This is a genomic window from Blastococcus sp. SYSU DS0533 (genome assembly GCF_054050775.1).
Genome location: NZ_JBJGZZ010000004.1, coordinates 72,563 through 91,359, shown reverse-complemented (window position 1 = coordinate 91,359; position 18,797 = coordinate 72,563). Strand labels below are relative to the sequence as shown.

General features: G+C 71.6%; 18 protein-coding genes. 7 read left to right on the top strand and 11 right to left on the bottom strand.

The genetic code is table 11. The features are described 5' to 3' along the window. Nucleotides 1–169: 169 nt before the first annotated feature. Nucleotides 170–1,171 carry a DUF3048 domain-containing protein gene (locus ACI79W_RS06880; protein ID WP_456561334.1) on the bottom strand — a complete coding sequence of 334 codons (1,002 nt, stop codon included), beginning with the start codon at nucleotides 1,169–1,171 and terminating at the stop codon, nucleotides 170–172. 278 nt (nucleotides 1,172–1,449) lie between these two features. Between ACI79W_RS06880 and ACI79W_RS06875 the strand changes: the two genes are divergently transcribed. After that, entirely contained in the window at nucleotides 1,450–1,653 is a 204-nt protein-coding gene (locus ACI79W_RS06875; protein ID WP_456561333.1) for a ribbon-helix-helix protein, CopG family, read from the top strand. Next, on the top strand, nucleotides 1,650–2,027 hold the full coding sequence (locus tag ACI79W_RS06870; protein ID WP_456561332.1) for a type II toxin-antitoxin system death-on-curing family toxin: 378 nt from the start codon (nucleotides 1,650–1,652) through the stop codon (nucleotides 2,025–2,027). The genes ACI79W_RS06875 and ACI79W_RS06870 overlap by 4 nt, the downstream gene beginning before the upstream one ends. Before the next feature lie 279 nt (nucleotides 2,028–2,306). Here ACI79W_RS06870 and ACI79W_RS06865 read toward each other — a convergent pair whose 3' ends face one another. Continuing rightward, nucleotides 2,307–2,795: a hypothetical protein gene (locus ACI79W_RS06865; protein WP_456561331.1), complete on the bottom strand. Its 489-nt coding sequence runs from the start codon at nucleotides 2,793–2,795 to the stop codon at nucleotides 2,307–2,309. Between the two features lie 429 nt (nucleotides 2,796–3,224). Here ACI79W_RS06865 and ACI79W_RS06860 point away from each other — a divergent pair, with 429 nt between their 5' ends. After that, nucleotides 3,225–4,010, top strand: coding sequence for a DUF6308 family protein (locus tag ACI79W_RS06860; protein ID WP_456561330.1), 786 nt, complete (start codon nucleotides 3,225–3,227; stop codon nucleotides 4,008–4,010). Between the two features lie 85 nt (nucleotides 4,011–4,095). Here ACI79W_RS06860 and ACI79W_RS06855 read toward each other — a convergent pair whose 3' ends face one another. The 4 genes from ACI79W_RS06855 to ACI79W_RS06840 form a co-directional block, all read right to left on the bottom strand. Continuing rightward, nucleotides 4,096–5,412: a DUF6884 domain-containing protein gene (locus ACI79W_RS06855; RefSeq protein WP_456561329.1), complete on the bottom strand. Its 1,317-nt coding sequence runs from the start codon at nucleotides 5,410–5,412 to the stop codon at nucleotides 4,096–4,098. Nucleotides 5,413–5,421: 9 nt separating this feature from the next. After that, entirely contained in the window at nucleotides 5,422–7,080 is a 1,659-nt protein-coding gene (locus ACI79W_RS06850) for an NERD domain-containing protein (RefSeq protein ID WP_456561328.1), read from the bottom strand. Nucleotides 7,081–7,239: 159 nt separating this feature from the next. Beyond that, entirely contained in the window at nucleotides 7,240–7,962 is a 723-nt protein-coding gene (locus ACI79W_RS06845; RefSeq protein ID WP_456561327.1) for a matrixin family metalloprotease, read from the bottom strand. A 349-nt stretch (nucleotides 7,963–8,311) separates the two neighbouring features. Next, nucleotides 8,312–8,950 carry a hypothetical protein gene (locus ACI79W_RS06840; RefSeq protein WP_456561326.1) on the bottom strand — a complete coding sequence of 213 codons (639 nt, stop codon included), beginning with the start codon at nucleotides 8,948–8,950 and terminating at the stop codon, nucleotides 8,312–8,314. Nucleotides 8,951–9,115: 165 nt separating this feature from the next. Between ACI79W_RS06840 and ACI79W_RS06835 the strand changes: the two genes are divergently transcribed. The 3 genes from ACI79W_RS06835 to ACI79W_RS06825 all read left to right on the top strand — a co-directional run bounded on the left by ACI79W_RS06835 (nucleotide 9,116) and on the right by ACI79W_RS06825 (nucleotide 11,914). Next, nucleotides 9,116–9,898, top strand: coding sequence for a thioesterase family protein (locus tag ACI79W_RS06835; RefSeq protein ID WP_456561325.1), 783 nt, complete (start codon nucleotides 9,116–9,118; stop codon nucleotides 9,896–9,898). A gap of 65 nt (nucleotides 9,899–9,963) precedes the next feature. Beyond that, entirely contained in the window at nucleotides 9,964–11,364 is a 1,401-nt protein-coding gene (locus ACI79W_RS06830; RefSeq protein WP_456561324.1) for an ADP-ribosylglycohydrolase family protein, read from the top strand. Nucleotides 11,365–11,473: 109 nt separating this feature from the next. Beyond that, entirely contained in the window at nucleotides 11,474–11,914 is a 441-nt protein-coding gene (locus tag ACI79W_RS06825) for a protein NO VEIN domain-containing protein (RefSeq protein WP_456561323.1), read from the top strand. A gap of 18 nt (nucleotides 11,915–11,932) precedes the next feature. On the opposite strand, the gene ACI79W_RS06820 is transcribed toward ACI79W_RS06825, so the two are convergent. The 5 genes from ACI79W_RS06820 to ACI79W_RS06800 form a co-directional block, all read right to left on the bottom strand. Further along, nucleotides 11,933–12,574 (bottom strand): nuclease-related domain-containing protein, encoded by a 642-nt coding sequence (locus ACI79W_RS06820; protein ID WP_456561322.1) that lies wholly within the window; start codon nucleotides 12,572–12,574, stop codon nucleotides 11,933–11,935. A 469-nt stretch (nucleotides 12,575–13,043) separates the two neighbouring features. After that, complete coding sequence (locus tag ACI79W_RS06815; RefSeq protein WP_456561321.1) at nucleotides 13,044–13,475, bottom strand: hypothetical protein; 432 nt, start codon at nucleotides 13,473–13,475, stop codon at nucleotides 13,044–13,046. Beyond that, entirely contained in the window at nucleotides 13,472–14,461 is a 990-nt protein-coding gene (locus ACI79W_RS06810; protein WP_456561320.1) for a hypothetical protein, read from the bottom strand. Before ACI79W_RS06810 ends, ACI79W_RS06815 begins: the two co-directional genes overlap by 4 nt. Before the next feature lie 140 nt (nucleotides 14,462–14,601). Next, on the bottom strand, nucleotides 14,602–16,092 hold the full coding sequence (locus ACI79W_RS06805; protein WP_456561319.1) for a DUF4407 domain-containing protein: 1,491 nt from the start codon (nucleotides 16,090–16,092) through the stop codon (nucleotides 14,602–14,604). Beyond that, nucleotides 16,089–17,018 carry a hypothetical protein gene (locus ACI79W_RS06800; RefSeq protein WP_456561318.1) on the bottom strand — a complete coding sequence of 310 codons (930 nt, stop codon included), beginning with the start codon at nucleotides 17,016–17,018 and terminating at the stop codon, nucleotides 16,089–16,091. The genes ACI79W_RS06805 and ACI79W_RS06800 overlap by 4 nt, the downstream gene beginning before the upstream one ends. 1,209 nt (nucleotides 17,019–18,227) lie before the next feature. Between ACI79W_RS06800 and ACI79W_RS06795 the strand changes: the two genes are divergently transcribed. Continuing rightward, nucleotides 18,228–18,734: a hypothetical protein gene (locus ACI79W_RS06795; protein WP_456561317.1), complete on the top strand. Its 507-nt coding sequence runs from the start codon at nucleotides 18,228–18,230 to the stop codon at nucleotides 18,732–18,734. The last annotated feature ends 63 nt before the right edge of the window (nucleotides 18,735–18,797 follow it).

The following is an 18,797-nucleotide window of genomic DNA, read 5'->3' as shown; positions in this document are numbered from 1 at the left end:
TCCGCGTCGGGTGCGTCGATCGCGTCGTCGGCAGCTGTGGGAGGCACGGGGTCGGTCTACTACATCGCGGCGGCCGACGGGCGCCTGTGGAGCCGTCCGCGCGGAGACGCTGCAGGGTCGCCCGGCAACCGGTCGCGCCGTCGTCGTCCCCGCATCGCTGGCTGTCCGCTCAGCCAGTGGCGACCGCGCCGGAGTTGGGGACCAGCTCGACCCAGGTGGTCCCGGGCGTCAGGGTCACGGGGTCGCCGTCGGCGTCGGTGAGCTGCACCCGGTTCCCGACGGCCGGCTTGGACCAGGTCGCCTCGGTCGTGTGACCGCCGGAGGCGACGAGGGCCGGCCCGCTGCCGGTCAGGACCGTCTCCGGTACGGGGTTGCCGGCGGGGTCGCGGGCCTCGGTCTGGACGACGTCGACGCGCAGGACGACGACGTTCGCGGCACCGATCCGGGCGCCGTCCGCTTGGATCGCCGGGGTGCTGCCCTCGGCGCGGAGCCAGCGGCCGTCGGTGGCGCTCCAGGACCAGCGGGGCGTGCTGATGCCGGACATCTGGAGGTCCAGCGTGGCCGTGGGTTGGCCTGCCTTGCCGGCGGTGGGCTGTTCCCCCGGTGCGGCGTGCTCGAACTGCTCGGCGGGTGAGGAGCGGTGGTCGGCGTCGGCCTGGTCGAGCAGGGTCTGCGGCGTCGCGTGGACGTTGTGCGGCGCGGAGCGGGCCGTCGTCCGGAAAAAGCCATCGGCGCCGGAGTCCTGGCGGAGCACCTGCAGGCCGGAAGCCTCGGCAGCGGCGATGTAGGGCGGCACGCCGCCGGAGAAGGCGAGCAGCCCGCCGAGCGGGGCCGCGATCGCGGCGTCCATCGGCCGGATCGACCGCACGGGGCCGATCTCGGGCGGCAGGGTGGAGTGGTAGACGGCGACGAACCGCGTGATGCCGCCCTCGACGACCTGCTCCCACACCACGTCGGCGGCGTTGAGCCCGGTCTGCGGGCGGGCGGCGGCGGAGTTCTCGATCTTCACGGCGAGCGCCGGGCGGTCGGGGACCGTGCGGGCCGGGACGCCGGTCAGCGGCCAGGTGGGCCCGGACGGCGACGTGCCGGCGAGCACCGAGTCGAGGAACGGCAGGGCCGCCACGTGGGGCTTGACCGCCGGCCACGCGACAACACCGGCGACGACCAGCACCGCGAGCAGGAAAAGCCGGGCGCGACGGGGCCCGGAGCGGCGACGACTTCCCGCCGCCTTCTTCTTGCTCGCCGCTGATCGCGCACCGGAACTCTTCTTGGGTCGGGGACGCGTCGCGGCCCCGCGCCCGGTCGTCGGCCGGGGTCGGGGCCGCGGTGCGGTGGTCCTGGGCACGGGGTGCTTCCTCACTCGGCGACGTCCTGCCTCTTCTGTATCGGCACGGCCGGCACGACCGACCACATCGACGCGGTGGTATCAGCGGCGGTATCTTGCCGGGCATGGCCATGACGCTTCGCCTCGACGACCAGGAGACCGACGCCCTGCGCCGGCGGGCCGAGTTGGAGGGACGCTCGATGCAGGAGGTCGCGCGCCAGGCGGTGCGCGACTACATCGAGCGAACCAGCAAGCGCGACCTGCTCGACCGGGTGCTCGACGAAGAGCTGCCCCGCTACGCCGAAGCCCTCGAACGCCTCGGCCAGTGATCTACCTGGACCTCGACGACCTGTTGCATGTGGCGGCCCGCACCCTGGGCGAGGTGCCGGTGCGGGATGCCGGGCTGCTGGAGTCCGCGCTGGCGCGGCCGCGCGCCACCGCCTTCGGCGAGGAGGCCTACCCCTCGATCCATGACAAGGCGGCGGCACTCCTGCATTCCCTGGCCCGCAACCACGCGCTGGTGGACGGCAACAAGCGGCTGGCGTTGGCGGGGACGATCGCCTTCTACGGTCTCAACGGCCTCCGGCTGACCCTGTCGAACGACGAGGCCTACGAACTGGTGATCGCGGTGTCCGCGGGAGATCTTGACGAAGTGCAGCCGATCGCCGAGAGGCTGACCGCAGGCACCCAGGCCTGGGGCTGACCCGCGACCCTTCCTGGACCGACGCTCGGTCCCATCGATCAGCCGGGCCGACGATGTGCGTGATGGAGCGACCCGGTCGGCGCCCGGTCGGGGGTCATCGCCACACTGCATGCTGGTTCTGACGCTCAGCATCCAGACGATGGGGGGCCCGGCTCGTCTGCCGAGTGCAGCCGCGTGGCACTCGAAGCGAATGGACGAGTACGACGCCGCGCTCAGCCACGACGGCGGCCGGGAGTTTTCCGCTCACCGACCGCCGCGGCGACTGGACCACCGGATCGATCAGGGACAAAACTCCCCGCGCTTCACGACGCCGAAGTCGATCTGACCCTCGACGTCGCCCGTGACGTGCTGGCCCGCGGGGATGTTCTGGTCGCAGACGAGCCAGTTCGAGTCGACCATCTGGTTGCGGCTTCCCAGCAGGTCGTGCGAGAGGCTGAGCCAGACGTTGTTCGTCTGCAGCAGGTTCTGCGCCGACTGCAGGTCCATGCCGACGAAGTCGGGCATCGTGAAGTCGACGACGGGAGCAGCCGGCACCGTCTCCGTCGGGGGTGCCGCGGTCTCCGGCGCGGGAGCGACCGCCACCGGGGTCTCGGGCTCGGGCTCGGGCTCGGCGGGAACGGTCGCGGTGACCGTCGTCGTCGCAACCGCGGCGGTCGACGCCTCCCCGTCGTCCCCACCGAGCGCCGAGCCGATCGCGCCCACCACGACGACCCCGGCGAGCACCATGACCCAGGGTCGCTTGTACAGCGGAGTCTGTGTCGTGGGCACTCCGCCGTGCGGCGGGTACGGCGGCTGGCCCGGGGACCAGGCACCCGGCGGAGGGGGCGGCGCCTGCCCCGCGCCGTAGGCGGGCTGGACGTACTGCGGGTAGCCGTGGTGGTCCGGCCCCTGAGGAGGCGGTCCGTACGGAGGCTGCGACATGTGGTTCCCCGTGATCGTGCGTGGCCGACCGCCGTCGTGCCGAGGTTCCGGCAGAGCGGTCGAGCGATGACCGACGGACCGTGTCATGCGCCAGCGACGGAACGACCCCACTCGAATCCGTATGCGTGGCGTTTCATCCCCGGGGTTGCACGAGTCCCAGGAGCATCGTCACCGGTCTCGGGCACAGGCCGCTCACGCACTGCTCCCAGTGATGTCGCTGCTCGCCGCTACCGTGCCCCGGGGTCGTCGCGGACGGCCCGCGAACGGGGGAGACACATGGAGATGTGCTTCCGGCTGCCGAGCGTGGCCGCCGAGCCGATCGAGTGGCGCGAGGCGCTGGCCGCCGCCCTGGGGTACGCGCGAGCCCAGCGCAACCTCCGGATCGCCTGGACGCCCAGCCACCCGGAGGGGATCACCGTCAGCGTGCGGGCTTACGCCTACCGGGTCTACGACTGCGTGCCGCCATCGGACGACGACGAGTTCGCGTGGCTGGATGTCCTGGTGGTGGACGGCATCAACGGGAAGATGGACCAGAACGCGATCACGGCGTTGAAGCACGCAGCCGACCGGGCATGGCCGCACGTCCGGACGGCGATCCACCGTGCGGAAGGCCGGTCGTTCTGGGACCTCGACGAGGTCGAAGTAGGAGGCACTCCCCCGCCGGGGACCACGGGAGCGGCGCTGGCCGACGCCTGGCGCGAGTGCGCGGCGACCACGGGGATCAAGACCGCCCTCACGCACAAGCTGCTGCACCACAAGCGGCCGGAGCTGTTCCCGCTCATCGACAACGTGACCGCCCCGCGCCTGCGGGAGCACACCGACGACGACGTCAGCCTGTGGGGCGTCATCCACCGGGAGCTCTCGGCGAACGGGGAGCAGTTCGACGCCCTCGAGAGAGCTTTCGCCCGGCTGGTGGACGGCGCGGAGGACGTCGCCCTGACTCGGCTGAGACTGCACGACATCCTGCTGTGGCTCCAGGCGAGCGGGAAGTGGGAGCAGGCCGTCACCGCCGGCAAGGACACTTCCGAGTGGGCCCGGTGGCAGGACGGAGGCGCGGCCTGAGTGTTGCGCTGGCCATGTCCGCCATGCGTCGGGAGCGGGGCGGCGCAGCGCGCACCCGTGACCGCGCGTTGCCCGGGGCTCGTGCCTAACGCTCCCTGATCGCCGAGCGGAGGGCGCTCAACGCCTGCCGCAGCGGCGTCCGTGGGACGTCGCGCAGGTTGAGCGGGGCGTCGGTGAGCTCCAGGAGGCGCGCCTCGCCGGCCGTCACCTGGTCCGCGGGCAGCCGCAGTGTGGCCACGCGCAGGTGCGCGTGCATCCAGGCCGTGAGGTCGTCCTCGGCGACCGGCTGGTCGCCGGGCCGGGACAGGCAGGCGGCCAGCGTCAGGCGGAACGTCGAGAAGTTACGGTTGCCGCCCAGGTGCATGGTGGCCACCCGGCCCCAGAGCGTGTTGGTCGAGCTGACTCCGTTCGGGCGGATGCCGCCCGCCCGGCCGGCGTAGACCAGCCCGGGTGGAACGTGGTGCCCGAGTCCGGCGGAGATCTCCTCGGCGCCCTGCGCGTCGGCCCACCAGCTGTAGAGCCCCGGCTGGTCGGACGCCGCCCGGCCGGCGGCGAGGAACTCCCCCGGGGGCACGGCGCTGCCCTCGTCCAGCAGCCAGGCCACGTCCGGGACACCGGGAGCCGCGGGCAGGAGTTCCTCGGGGTGCTGTGCCGGGCCGCCGTACCAGGCCAGTCGCTCTCCCTGCCGCAGCCCGGCGAGCGGCTGGACCAGCGTTCCACCCGCCCGGGCGAGCGGGCTGATGAGGGGCTCGCAGTAGGCGCTGCCCGCGTGCGCCTCCACGGCCAGGCCGCGGAGGTCGTGCCGTTCACCGAGCTGTGCCACCACCCACACCGCCCAGGCGCTGCGGTACCGGGCGGACTGCTTCGGCAGGTAGACGTCGTAGGGCGCGACGACCTCCTCGGGGTGGAGGAGGCCGAACTTGGCGCTGAGGACGTACCAGGGTCGGCCGGACCGGACGGCGAGGTCCCGCGCCTTCCGGAAGGTGGCCCCGGTGAAGAGCTCGGCCGCGGGCGCCGGGCCGGCCGCCTTGGAGCCGGAGCAGCCGACGAGGACGACGTCGGCACCAGGGTCGGCCGTCGCGGAACTTCCGGTGTGCTCTCCCGGCCGCGCGAGGGGCAGGGCCGGTGCCGGCGTCGTCGGCGTCACATCGAAACCGGGCGGCCCCCCGCTCCACGAGCTGGTCGGGAAGCCGAGCCGGCCGAGGACGTCGAGCGCCTGGTGGGACGTGAACGCCGACCGGTCCGACCCGGTGGCCAGCGCGACGACCTGCCTCGGCGGCCAGCGCGTTCCGTCGACGTCGACCCAGTGCGTGCGGAGACCCTCGGGAGCGGCGTCGCGCAGCGCCACCCGCACGGCCTCCGCGTCCAGCGAGTACGGGACACCCTCGAGAACGAACTCCACGGCTCTCCCTCAGTCGGTCGCCGTCGAGCCGGCGGACTGCACGAGCCGCTGAGCGACGGCCGGGCCGCCCACCCGCCGGATCAGCTCCAGGTCGCCGCAGACCACGAGCAGGTCGCGGGCGCGGGACAGCCCGACGTACAGCATCTCGCGGGCGCGCTCCTCGTCCCGGAAGCCGTTGACCGCGAGGACGACCGCCGGCCGCTCCAGCCCCTTGAAGCCGAGCACGTGCCCGTAGAAGAGGTCGTCGTCGGCCCAGAAGGAGTCCCAGTAGGCGTCCTGGCCGGCGGTCTGGCGCTCCGCCTGGACGGGGTGCCGCCGGTAGGTGGTCAGCAGCGCCACCGACTCGGCCGGCCACCCGGCGTCCAGGAGCGCGGCCGCCTCGTCGTCCGCCGCGCCGACGGCGTCGTCGGTCGGGCACTGGACGAAGCGCACCGGGACGCCGTCGCCACCGCGGTAGCGCATCTGGCTGGTGGTCAGACTGCCGAAGGTGCCGGCGATCTGCTTGGTGTTGCGTAGGTTTTCGTCCAGGTCGAAGGGTGTCAGCGCGACCGGTGGGCGGCCCTGGCGCGCGAAGACCCGCTGCCCCTCGTCGGCGAACACGTAGAGGCAGCCATCCTCCGGGGAGCGCAGTGCGGCCAGGACGGCCGGCCACCAGGTCTCGGCGAAGTCCTGCGCCTCGTCGATGACGATCGCGTCGAAGCGGTCGGCCACGGGCAGCGCGCCGGCGAGCTCCACCATCCGCTCGGGGAGGTACTCCTCCCAGTAGCCGCTGTCGTCGTCCGACCCCGGGGTGACACCCCAGTCGATGCCCAGCCCGTGGAAGGTGCCGACGTAGGCCGGGCGCTCCTTCGGCTTCCACGCCCGAACCTGGCGGCGGAGGTACTCGGCCAGGCCGCGGGAGTAGCACATGACGGCGACCCGCTCCCCCTCGAGCGTCAGCCGCCGGGCCTTCTCCAGCGCGAGCCAGGTCTTCCCCGAGCCGGCGCCACCGCGCACCTCCACCCGCCGGTTGGAGCGCAGCCAGTCGAGGAGGCGCGCCTGGTCGCGGGTGAGCAGGTCGCACTCGGCCTCACGCTCGTGCAGCGTCGCGAGCAGCTGCTGCTGCGGGATGCCGACCCCAGCGAGGCAGTCGACAAACGCCTCGACGTCCTCGGCCGTCGGCGGCTCGACGTCGCTCTCCCACTGCCGCAGCGAACTCGCCACCCGGGCCGCTGCCTGCGACAGGTCCGCCTTGTCCAGGACCATCCACCGGGGCGCGTCGGGGGCGGCGAAGTCGTCCGGCAGCGTCGTCGCCGGCAGGGCGACCAGGTGCACCATGCGCGGGTCACCGGCGGTCCAGCGACGGTCCCGGCGCAGGTAGTCGCGCAGCAGGTACTTGCAGCGCAGCGCCTGCTCGACCGGCCGGATCTGCTTGTCGAGCCCGCCGCCGACCTGCCGCCACTCCCCTCCCCGGAGGTGGACGCTGCCGCCCTTGACCTCGATGACGGCGATCCCGAAGCCCGGCCAGGCGACGATGACGTCGGCCTCGCGGTCCTCCCGTCGGTCGCTGAACCGCTGGCCGCAGACCATGACGGCGTCGTCGGGCAGCTGGTCGCGCAGCGCCTCGGCGAAGAGCCGCTCGGCGTGCGACTCGAAGACCGGACTGCTCGGGAAGACGCGCGCCGTCATGCGCGCACCGTGGACGTCGTCATGCCGTGCCCCCGTGGCTGGCTGGGATAGATGGTCCCGGCAGCGTGACATGCCACACCGACATCTCCGTCCAACCGGACGCCGAGTTCTCCCCGTAGGACCCATCTGTATCCGCCCGACGCTCTCCCAGCAGTCCGCTCACACGGTCGGGACGCACTCCCCTCCCCCGAGCTGGGACAGGCCGGTCAGGTCACCGACGTTGAAGTCGAGCACCGTGCTGGTCGTCGGGTACATCAGCTGCCCGGGGTCCTCGACGTGTGCGAGGCCGACCAGGTGGGCGAGCTCGTGGAGGACGACGGCGCGCGCACCCGCGACCCCAGCCGGATCGGCGAGCATGTCGCGAAAAGCGTCTGCGTCCAGCCCTACGACGCCGGTGACGAACACCCGCGGGCCGCCGGGCGGCTCCACGATGGCGCTGCCGGCGAGCCCGGCGACACGGCCGGCCAGCTCCGGATTCTCGGCGTCCGTCTGCCACGACACGAGCACGGGCGCCCAACGGTCCCCGTAGCGGTCGGGCTGGAAGCTCGGGCGCTCCTCCCACGCCGACTCGTCGGTGGCGCCGTCGAAGACGAACTGCAGGCCGGTTACGTCGGAGACTCGGGCGAAGGCCTCGTGGACCAGCGCGTCGCCCCCGGGCGGCGCATTGTCGGGGCGGATGACGTAGTGGACCGGTCGGCAGGGGTCGTAGGCCACGGGCCCCTTGCCGTCGTCCTGCACCCCGATGAACAGGTGGGTGCCACCGGGACTGGGTGCCGGCACAGGTGTGCCGAGCGGCGCATCAGCGGCCTCGAAGCCGGGCGTCGGCCAGTTCGTCGGCTTGGCGTCGCCGATCACCCCTCCGAGCCCTCGAGGGTCCAGCACCACGGCGCAGAGGACTCCCGCCCCCGCCAGGATGCCCACCAGGTATGCCAGACGGCGGCCGCGACGCCGACCCGGGGGCATGGACGACGGAGCGGGTGACCAGGTGCGCCAGGGCTCCGGAGTGGGCGCCCGACCGCTCGCCTCGTCGAGCACCCACTGCGGCACCCGGCCGGTGGGCGACGTCCGGAGGCCGGACAGCACCCGGCCCGGTCCTGCACCGTTCCGCACTGTCCCTCCCCCGCGCTCGCCGCTGGCCTGACGTCCTCCCATCGGACCCTCCGCCGGCCCGGAGGAGGCCGACGGCGGGCTGCCTACTCCCGACGGGCGAGACCGTGGCGACGGGCGGGGATCAGGGATCGATGAAGGTCTCGACGCAGGTCGCGCAGGACCCCTCTGCGGCGACGAACGCCTCGGGCGGGGTGGACCGGCGACAGGTGCGGCACCAGCGGAAGGACCGGCGCCGGTGCGACGCGATGGCCTCCGCCATCTCCGCGACGAGGTCCGGCTGGTGCAGGACGTCGTCGCGGGTCAGCCGCGGCTCCTCGCCCATCAGCGGGCCGGGACGGTGCTGACCCCAGGACGTCAGCGGGCGGGCCAGGATGAACCACGGGCCCTGGACGCCGACCGCGAGTTGTGCCGGCTCGCCGCTGACGAACCAGCGCACGCCGTCCTGACCGTCGGCCCCGGTCTCGCGCCGCCACCCGGTACCCAGTGCTCGGACGAGCTCGATGTGCTCCACGTCGAGCAGGCCGGCCAGCTCGGCCTCGTCGGCGGTGGGGTCGGACTCGCTCCCCCACGCCAGGTCGCAGCTGCGGCAGACGAAGGCCGGCTGCTCGTCCATCACCAGGCAGCCACCGAGTGCGACCCGCCCGCGCTCCGCCTGCTCGAAGAGGTCGCCTCCCGGCAGCCCGTTGACGAGCGGGACGGAGTCCTCCCGCCCGCACCCGGGGCACACCCGCCCCGCCTGCACACCTACCGATCCGCCCATGCCACTCCCTGGTCCGCACCGTCCCTGTGACGGCAGGGCCGGACCATGACAGGCGCCACCGACAGCGACCGGCCACCCGGGCAGGCATCCACCGCAACGCCACCCGCTCGGGCGACGGCACATCCGCCCGGCCCCCGGGGAACCGCCTCGGCCAGACTGCCGGTCATGGAGTTCGAGGCGTTCTACCTGCCGCTGGGCGGCAACCGGTTCGCGCCCACCCGGGCCACCGAGAGCCCGTGGGACCACAGCGCCCAGCACGGCGGACCGCCGTCCGCGCTGCTCGCCCACCTGGCCGCCGATGCCGCCCGGGTGACAGGCACGGGTACCCGTCCGGCACGGATCAGCGTCGACTTCTTCGGCGCCATCCCCCGCCGCGAGCTGGCCGTCGAGGTGTCCTCCGTCCGCCCGGGACGGCGGATCGACCTGACCGAGGCGGTGATGACCGTGGAGGGCCGCACGGTCGCCGTCGCCCGCGTGTGGTCGCTCGCCGTCGGTCCCACGCCGCCGGTGGTCACCGAACTCGGCCCGCCACCGGCCGTCCCCGACTCCTCGCCGCAGGAGCTGTTCGGCCTGCCCGACTGGGGCTTCGGGCAGGCCATCGACTGGCGTTACACCGCCGGGTCGCCGCAGGACCCCGGGCCGGCCGACGTCTGGACCCGGGTGCGCGTCCCGCTGGTCGCCGGCCGGCCCCTCACCGGTCTGGACCGCGCACTCATCGCCGCCGACGCCGCCAACGGCATCTCCGTGGAGCTGCCCATCGACAGCTGGTGGTCCATCCCGCCGGGCATGACCACCCACCTGACCCGCGAGCCGGACGGCGAATGGGTGCACCTGGCCTGCCGCACGCAGATCGCCGCCGACGGCATCGGGCTGTGCCACGGCGAGCTCTCCGACGAGCGCGGTTCCATCGGTGAGGTCGCCCAGCCGCTGCTCGTCCAGGCCCGCTGACGGAGCCACGAACCTCGTCCGGCGTCGCGCGCACGCGCGGCACCGCCGTCGACGAGGATGCCTGCGTGACCCAGCGCATGCACCGCTCCCACCGCGTGGCAGGGGCGCTCGTGGGCTCCGCCGTCGGCGACGCCCTGGGCGCCCCGTTCGAGTTCGGACCGCCCGGGCAGTTCTCCGCCCGCTTCCCAGTACCGGCGCGCGGATCGAAGACGGAGATGTGCGGCGGCGGCTCGCTGGGCTGGGAGCCGGGCGAGTTCACCGACGACACCCAGATGGCGCTGCTCGTGGCGACCTCGCTCGTGGAGCGGGACGGGCTCGACGAGGCCGATGTCTTCAACCGGTTCCGCGCGTGGGCCGAGGCAGGGCCGCCGGACATCGGCAATCAGACCCGCGCCGTCCTCGGTTCCGGCCGGCCGTGGGACGTCGCCGCGGCCGAGCACTTCGCCCGCTCCGGGCGCGCGGCCGGCAACGGCTCGCTGATGCGGACGACGCCCGGGGCGATCCGGTTCTCCCGGGAGGGGCGCGAGGCGACGATGGACGCCGCCCGCCGGATCTCGGCGCTGACCCACGGCGACCCGTCGGCCGGCGAGGGGTGTGCGATCTTCCACGAGCTGATGCGGGTGGCGCTGGACGGGGGTGATCCGCTCCCGGCGATCCCCACGGCGCTGAAGGCGGTGCTGCCCGAGCATCGTGAGAGGTGGGCGGCGGCGCTCGCCCCGGACTGGACGCCGGACCGGGCCACGGAGTCCAACGGCGCGGTGTGGCCGACGCTCGGGCAGGCGGTGTGGGCGCTGCGGAACGGCCGCGACTTCGCCGAGGTGCTGCGGCTGGTCATCGACCTGGGTGGTGACACCGACACGGTGGCGTGCGTCGCCGGCGGGCTGGCCGGGGCGGTCTTCGGGATGGGCGCCATCCCGAGCCGGTGGGCGTCGGTGGTGCACGGGCGGGTGCCCGGCCACGGCGACAAGGTCTGGCGGCTGGCCGACCTGCAGCAGCTGGCGGCAGCCCTCGACGGAGGGGTGCAGCAGAACTACGACCCGGGCGTGATCCCGCGGATCGGCCCTACGGAGGTGCTGCCCGGCATCTGGGCCGGCAACCTCGACGGTGCGCGCTACAGCGAGGAGGACTTCGCCGTCATCTCGCTGTGCCGGCTCGGCGAGCCGTTCCCGCACCCGGTGCACCGGATGGCCTACATCGCCGACAACGAGCACAACGCCGACCTCGACATCATGCTCGCCGACGTCCTGGACGACATGGCCGCGCTGCAGGAGGAGGGGCACCGCTTGCTGGTGCACTGCCACGGCGGCGCTTCCCGCACCGGACTGGTGCTGCGCGGCTGGCTGGTGCGCGAGAGGGGGATGTCGGTCGAGGAGGCGACGGCGCAAGTGGCCGAGCGCTGGCCCCACCTCGGTCTGTGGAACGCGAGCTTCACCGCCGCCCTGGAGCGGCTCGCCCATCGCCCTTGAGCGCCCGTCTCCGCGAGTCGGTCGGATCACTGGTCACGCATGAGACGTGGGGCAGCGATAGGAAGAGACAGCATCCCTTATTGCTCGTCCGCCGGAGCGCGAGGCAGTCATGCATTCAGACGCCCCCACACACAAGCCGCTGCAAACCAACGTCGAGATCGAGAACGCAGCCATCGCGTTCGTGATCGAGCGGGAGCGGCGAGAGGGCCGCGCTGCTAGGGACACCCGGCACCAGGGTGCAATCGCGGACATCGAAAGCGACGACCGGATAATCGAGGTCAAGGCGGCAGGTACGACGTCCCGGGGCTTCGAGGTATGGCTCGAGCCCGTCCAGTACGAGGCGGCGAAGGCTCAGCCCGATCGGTTCTGGCTCTACCTGGTCGAGAACGTTCGTCAGGGTGACCCGTCGGGATTCCGGCTTCTACGGTTAGGGGGCGAGCGCCTGATCAAGTTGATCGCCAACGCCAAGGAGCGCCGCTACTTCGAACTTCCCATACCAGTCGCGGTGTATGACGAGGCTGCCGCCGAGTCGGGCGGCACAGGCGGGTGATCCGCCGTCCGCATTCTTCTACGTGAGCCAGGTCGTGGATCGCCGAGCCCGCTCGTAGAGGGACTCGACGATCACATCGGGCAACGCCTGGGGCAGCGACGAGAGCCATCGCCGCAGCTGCCGCCGTGGCACCACGGCGACGTCGGCCGGGAGCCTCTTGATGCTGAGGCTATGGGCGCCAACCGGCACCACGACTCCTCGGACCGCGATCGGGTGACCGACTGCATCGGACAGCAGTCGGGTCGCACGCTCCGCTTCGTGCCTGCTGTTGCGGACGTAGGGCTGTCGGACGCCGTTCACCATGAAGGTGTCACCACCCACCCAGAGCCGAGCGCCCGGGTGGTTCTTGGCGTTGATGCTGAAAACCCCGCCCGGGCCGATGACAAGGTGGTCGATGTCCGACCCTCGTCGGCCGACCGGGATGGCGTGGAGGCATCGCCATCGCGCGTCACCCCGCACCAGACGCTCCAATTGGAGCCCCACATGCCTTTCGCCGTCGGCGCCGAGCCGCCACGCGCGCTCTTCGGTGTGCACTCCCATCAGTCGAGCCAGCACGGACCGGACAGGTGCGGCCGCACGGGCCTGCGCTGCAGCTGCTCCGGCTGTGCTGCCCGGACGTCGGGTAGAGAGGTCCTCCCAACCAGCGTGCTGCTCGGTCATGCCGCCTCCCAGCCGATGGATCGGAGCCGCGAGACTACGAGTCAGACCCGCGTCAGATCCGGCGCACTGCCCCTGCTTCCACCCGCAGTGGTGAAGCCACGGCCACCCCGGCCGTGAGCGCGGAGGGCTGCTCGCGCTACACCTCAGCGCAGCAACGGTCACCTGATCGCCTGCCATGAAGAGTGGCCGGCGCCCACCTAGCGGTCGAGCCGCTGTCCTCATCGTTCCCGCGCCACCGCAGCGTCGACTCAGTCACCCCCCGGCGTGCCGGCCCAACCGGGGCTTCGCAAACTCAGCGGCCTCGTCGGTGTAGTGCTTGGCCACGCCCCACGGCAAGAAGCGACACGGATTCGACACTGACGCTCGAGCGGTGTCTCGGGCGATTGGGGCTAGCCGCACTGCTCTCGTTGTGTCGATTTCTCGCCATTTCGTTCGACTCGAGCAGGAACCCGCTGCCGTCCTGGACGAGCTACAGCTCCCAGACGTGGTCTGGGTCGTCCATCGCCTTCCGAACTTGGCTCAGGTCGCCCATGTCGACCAGCGGTGACGACTTGGCCAGGTCGACGATGCCCTGGAGCGCAGCCTCGGTGGCTCTTCCGTCACCGTTAGTCATGGCGATGTCGAGGTGCCGGAAGAGCCCGTCGATCGTCGTGGACCGCTCGGCGAACACCTGCTCGAAGTACTGCTTGAGGAAGGAGCTTGCCTCCTGGATGCGAGCGACCTCGACCGTCGCGTAGGCGTCGATCTTTGCGCGCTTGGTCTGCTCCTCCTCGCGCAGGCGGAGGTAGTCACGAGCGCCGTCAACGACGTTGTTGAGCGCCCCGAGGGCGTCGACAGCGCTCAGCGCTGACTTGGCCGGCGCGACGACGACGCCCTGGATCGGCTTCTTGGCGGCGGTCACTTCATCTCCTTGTACCTGAGGACCATCGAGGTCACGTCCGAGTTCAGCTGCCCGTCCTCGGCGACCACAGGCGTGGTGCAGATGTCTCGCACCGCGCGCGTCAGCGACATCGCGCGCTGGAACTCGGCGGTGTGCTGCTTCCAGTCAAAGTCGGGCCGCTCCACCGTGGAGAGCGCGTCCTGGGCACGTTCCACGAGTCCGGCGAGGACTCCGCTCACCTCGTCGACCCGCGTGTCCAACGTGTCCAGGAACGAACGGAAAGCCGCGTGGTCCTCGATCGCGATGGCCACCGTCGCCTCATACTCCTTCGCGTTGGTCACCGCCTTCTCGCCCTGACCGTTCAAGGTCAGCCCACCGACGAGCAACGTCGGGCCGATCGTCACCACACCGAGTGCGGCGGTTCCGAGGGCGATCCCTCCCCCGCCGGCGGCCAGGGATCCACCGCCCAGATAGGCCATGGTGGCGTTCGAGGCAGCGGCGCCGGACAGCGAGCTGATGGCCGTCCCGGTGCTGGCGGCCCCCAGGGTGGTGACCGCGCTGGGAATGCCGATGAGGGCGCCCGTTCCGGTCGCGGCGGCCATTCCGGCCCCCTTGATCCAGTTCACGTCCGCGGTCAGCGCGCCGGCGAACCCCTCGATCTCCCGCTGCTCCGCATCGATGCCGTCGAGAAGTTGCACTGCACCCTGCTTGGCTTGCTTGCTGTGGCGCTCGATGAACGCCGCCATCCGCTCGATCACCAGCCGGCGGGCCTGCTCCTGCTGCTGGCCGTACTGCCGGATGCGCTCGTTGCTCTCCTCGACGCGCTCCTCGGTGCGAACCAGCGACTCGTCGTAGCGCTTCTTTGCCGCATCAGCGATCGCACCGGCGTCCTTCATCTTCAGGGCGCCCATGACGCCGGTGGCCAGGCCACCAAGCCCCGTGCCTGTACCGAGCCCGATGAGGGCGAGGGGGATGAGGGGTAGAACCACGGCTTCGGCCTCCGGCATGAGCGTTCCAGGTCGTCGGCGAACCGTAAGGGCACATCCCTCCATTTCCGGGCCCGTGACACTCGGACGAGGCACCTTGGACAGGTGGTGCCCTCGGTGCAGATGTGGTGGACCGTGGTCGAGCCCAGAGGGGCCCGGCATCAGCCGGCTGCGGGCACTCCGCGGGGTCCGGCGTGACCGGCGAGGTCACTGTCCATGACCACGTTGTCCACGGATGCACTCATTCGCGGTTCGCCGGAGACCGGATCGCCCGCCGACTGCACGGGGACGGAGCGTGCGGCGATGTCGCCGGCGAGCTGCTCGTCGCGCCAGCGCCGCACCCCCACGCGGGTGACCGCCAGCTGCGCGTCGAGCACCATGCCGGTCGCCTTCGACTCGGCCTCGAGCGTCCGGGCCGCACGTGCCTCCGCGGCGGCCAGCGCCGAGCGGGCGAGCGTCTCGGCCTCCTCGTACTCGGTCTGCATGCGCAGCCGGACGCGGGCCTCTGCCTTGTCCTCGTTCAGCGCCAGAAGCCGGTCGTAGAGGGACGGCGGCGCAAGCGCGAGCATCGTCTTGAAGATGATCGGCAGGCACTCGATCGCCGTCATGAACGCGAAGAGCAGCCAGTGGGCGGTCGCCAGCATCGGGTTGTCCTCCTGGATGCGCTCCAGCGCACTCAGGCGGGCGAGGATGCCGTCGCTGTTGCCGACCGCCGTGTCGTGGGCGGCGATCTCCTCGGCCCGCGCCTCCTCCGCGGCCCGGACCTCCTGCTGCAGCTCCTCGAGGCGCTGGCGCTGGTCAATCGAGGTCTGCGCCTCCTGTGTCTCAAGCTGCGCCCGGACCTGGGCCTCCGTGGTGGCGAGCTCCTGCGTCAGCGCCTCCCGCTCGGCCCCGAGCCGGTCACGGTCGGCGCGTCGCGCCTCGGTCGCCGGCCCTTCGCCTGCATCACCGGTGCCGCAGGTGCCGTCGGCCTCGCACAGCAGCGTGGCCACGGCTGTGTCGTACTGCGCGGTGACGTCGTCCAGGCGGGCCTGCACATCGACTACGACGGGGTGGTCAGCAATGTCGTCCTCGGAGACGCCGTCCGCCAGCTCGGCCTGGAGCCGCTCGATCTGCTCCTTGTCGGCCGGGATCTGGGCGTACCGGCTGTCCGCGGCGAGCTTCTGCGTGAACGCGTCCTCCTCCTCGGCGGCCAACACGCGGATCTCGGCGTTGATCTCCGACTCGAAGACCGCGAGGGTCAGCGGCGTCGAGACCACCATTCCGATGAGGACGGCCAGGGCGACCCGCGGCAGCGCCAGCGCGATCGTTCCCCACCACCTCTTGAGCCGTGGGGTCGAGACGACGAGCCAGCGGTCCAGGTTCAGGATGACGAGCCCCCAGGCGATGCCGCCCAACGCGGCGAAGACCACGGGCAGGTGCAGCGCCAGGTGGAGGGCGTAGGTGGCCGACACGGCCGCGATGGCGGCGACCGACACCAGCACGGCGCCCATGGCAACCTGCTTGGTGCGCTCCTTCGGTGCCTCGCGGAGGATGTCGCGGTTCGCGCCCGAGACGGTCAGCAGCTTCTCGCTCATCGCCCGGCGGTTGACGCGACGCACGCCGCCGCGGACCAGCGATCGCGCTCGCTGGAATGCCGTCCCGATGCTCACTTGCCGTCCTCCCCCGTCGCGGGATGGGCCCGCCGAATGCCTTCGATGACCGAAGCCGGCACCGCGGCGATGCGCGGCGGTGCGCCGATGAACCGTGGCGTCGCCGCGAGCTGGGGCCGCAGGCTGTCCTGGTCCGCCCAGAAGTCGTCCAGCCGACGGGCGACCGGGGAGCCGGCGCCCAGCGTGGCTGCCACATCTGCTCGCAGCGACACGATCGGCGGCGAGTCGACGGTCGGGAGTTCGAGCTGCGGGACGGACATGGCCACGATGGAGGCGGTGGCGACGGTGGTCCTGCCGTGCCGGTTGCTGCCGATGAGTTCGATCCGCCGGGTGTGCTCGATGGGAATGCGCGCCTCACCGCAGGCGGGGTAGCCGCGACGGCCGTCCACCTCCACGTCCCGGCCGTCCTCGAAGCACCACGTCACGCTGACGTCCGAGCCGGGACGCACGAGCGTGTGGCTGGTGGACAGCGCCCGCAGGACGGGTGCCCGCTCGGCGGACGGGTCGACGTCCATCGGGACGCCGTGCCGGCAGGTGACGGTCATGGGTTCGTCGGAGCGCTCCGGTGGCTGCTGCTCGTTGTGCCGCTGGGCGTCGTCCTCCCGCCAGTCGCGGAGCCACCGGTCCGTCCACGGCAGGTCCGGCGAGGTGTCCGCGCGCTTGCTCCCCCGCGGCGCCTTGACCGCCCGCTGCGTACGCCAGCCGCGGTCACGCAGCCAGGCCAGCAGGAGGAGGACGACCAAGGACCAGAGGAACGCCTCGGCGAAATCCTTGATGAACGCCGCGACGCGGTCGGCCTCGAGGTCGCCGCTCCACTCGGTGTTGTTGCTGAGCGCGACCGTGCCGGCGAACAGCATGACGAACCCCCAGCCGATCACCAGCGGATCACGGCGCAGCGGATCCCGGAACATGTATCCCCCCGTCATGCGGGATCGCCCCGCACGTACATGCCGACCAGATCTACGGAACCGATGCGGCTCAAAGCTCTCGACCTTGTTACCGTGCGTGACCGACAGAGGGCAGTAGCCGTCACTCGAAGGTGCGACGGTCCGTCACCCTCGTGAGCCGCCTCACCATGAGTAGTCGCCGGACCGGCGACAAACGCCTGCGAAGCTGGTCCGGTCGCCTCGATGGACGGGCCGTGCCCTCTGCTCGGCCGTCACACGGCCAGCTCAGCACGTACCCAGGGGGCATTGCGGACCTGCCAGCCGCATCGCCCGTTGCGGTGACGCGAGTCGCGACTTTCATCAATCTGTCGGTGCCCGATGGTGATGTAGCCCCCACAGGTTCGGATCGGAGGGTGCATGGCCAGGTCCATCAGCGAGTGGTTCGGCGATCACGCTGATGCCTCGATGGGTGACTTCCAGGACGACGAGGTCGTCGAGCGCCAGACGCCCTGGGACATCGCCCGGTCTGCCATGACCACCACTCGAGCCGGTCGCACTGCGCTCGGTTTCAGCTCGGCCCGCGGGAGCAAGGCTCGAGGTTCTGTCGGCGCGTCCGGGGGCACCCGCCGGGCCGGAGCCACTGAGTCGACCAAGAAGCGTCAGGCGGGGAAGAAGGCTCAGCCCCGAACTGACACAACAAGTGTCGACGCGCAGATCCGTCGGACCGCCGCGGCACACCCAGGCACCGGCTACAAGAAGTTGGCTCGGTTGCTTCGCGAGGTCGGCATCAACGTCTCCCGGGCCGACGTCGCTCGCGTTCTGGCGCACCCGAACTCCGCGTGGAAGCGGAAGGCGGCAAGCCCCCCGCCACCTCGGAAGCCGGCCATGGTCGAGCACATCTCGGCAGCCGCGCAGCGCAGTCGGGCTCTTTCGATGGCGGACCTATGTCCATCGTGCGGGATGCGACCGACGGTGCTTGGCACCTGCCGGTGCTCGTGAAGTCGACTGGCCGGGATGGCGCCATGGCACTCCGCCTGCCCCACTGCCTCGAGAACTCGAAACTCCGATAGGGCGTTGAGTTATCTGGAGACGTACTACGGGCAGCGTCGCCCCTGCGCCGTCGACAACGACACGAAGACCATTGATGGATCTCGGAGGCGCTGATGGCTGAGTCACCTGGCACCTGGCACCTGGCACGACTCGGACCCGACGAGGAAGGTCGACTGGCATGTGGCGGTAGCTGTTTGGGTGCATGCCACTGAAGGCATCCTCGAGGGGGTCGCCTCCACCTACGGCAGCTCGATCACGTACGAGCAACTCGCTCAGCAGTTGTTCGACAGGACCGGCTACCGGACCCGCATGATGCTGGGCCACTGGATCGGTCAGGTGCTCGGGCCGGTGCAGGTTGCCACCCTCACCGACGGCAAGCCCCCGCTGTCAGCCCTGGTCGTGAGGGCCGGGACCGGTGGCGTGGGCGACGGGTACGTCAACCACGACCACCCCGGGGGCTTCGCCTCGTTCGCCGAGCGGCAGCATGCCGCCGCCGTCGACCGCCTCACCTGCTACCGCGCGTACTGCAACCATGTCCCCGACGACGCAGCACCACAGATGACGGCGCTCTTCATCGCCAAGAAAACGTCGCTCTACACCGTCGAGCGGACACCCCGGCAGAAGCCCGCGCCGCCTTCGCCCAAGATCTGCTCTACCCACAACATGGTGCTTCCCGCCAGCGGTCGCTGCGACTACTGCGCCTGACCGCTTCGTACCGCTGACCGTCGTCGGCAGCTCCCCAGAGGCATGACGCTGTTGGCCGAGGCA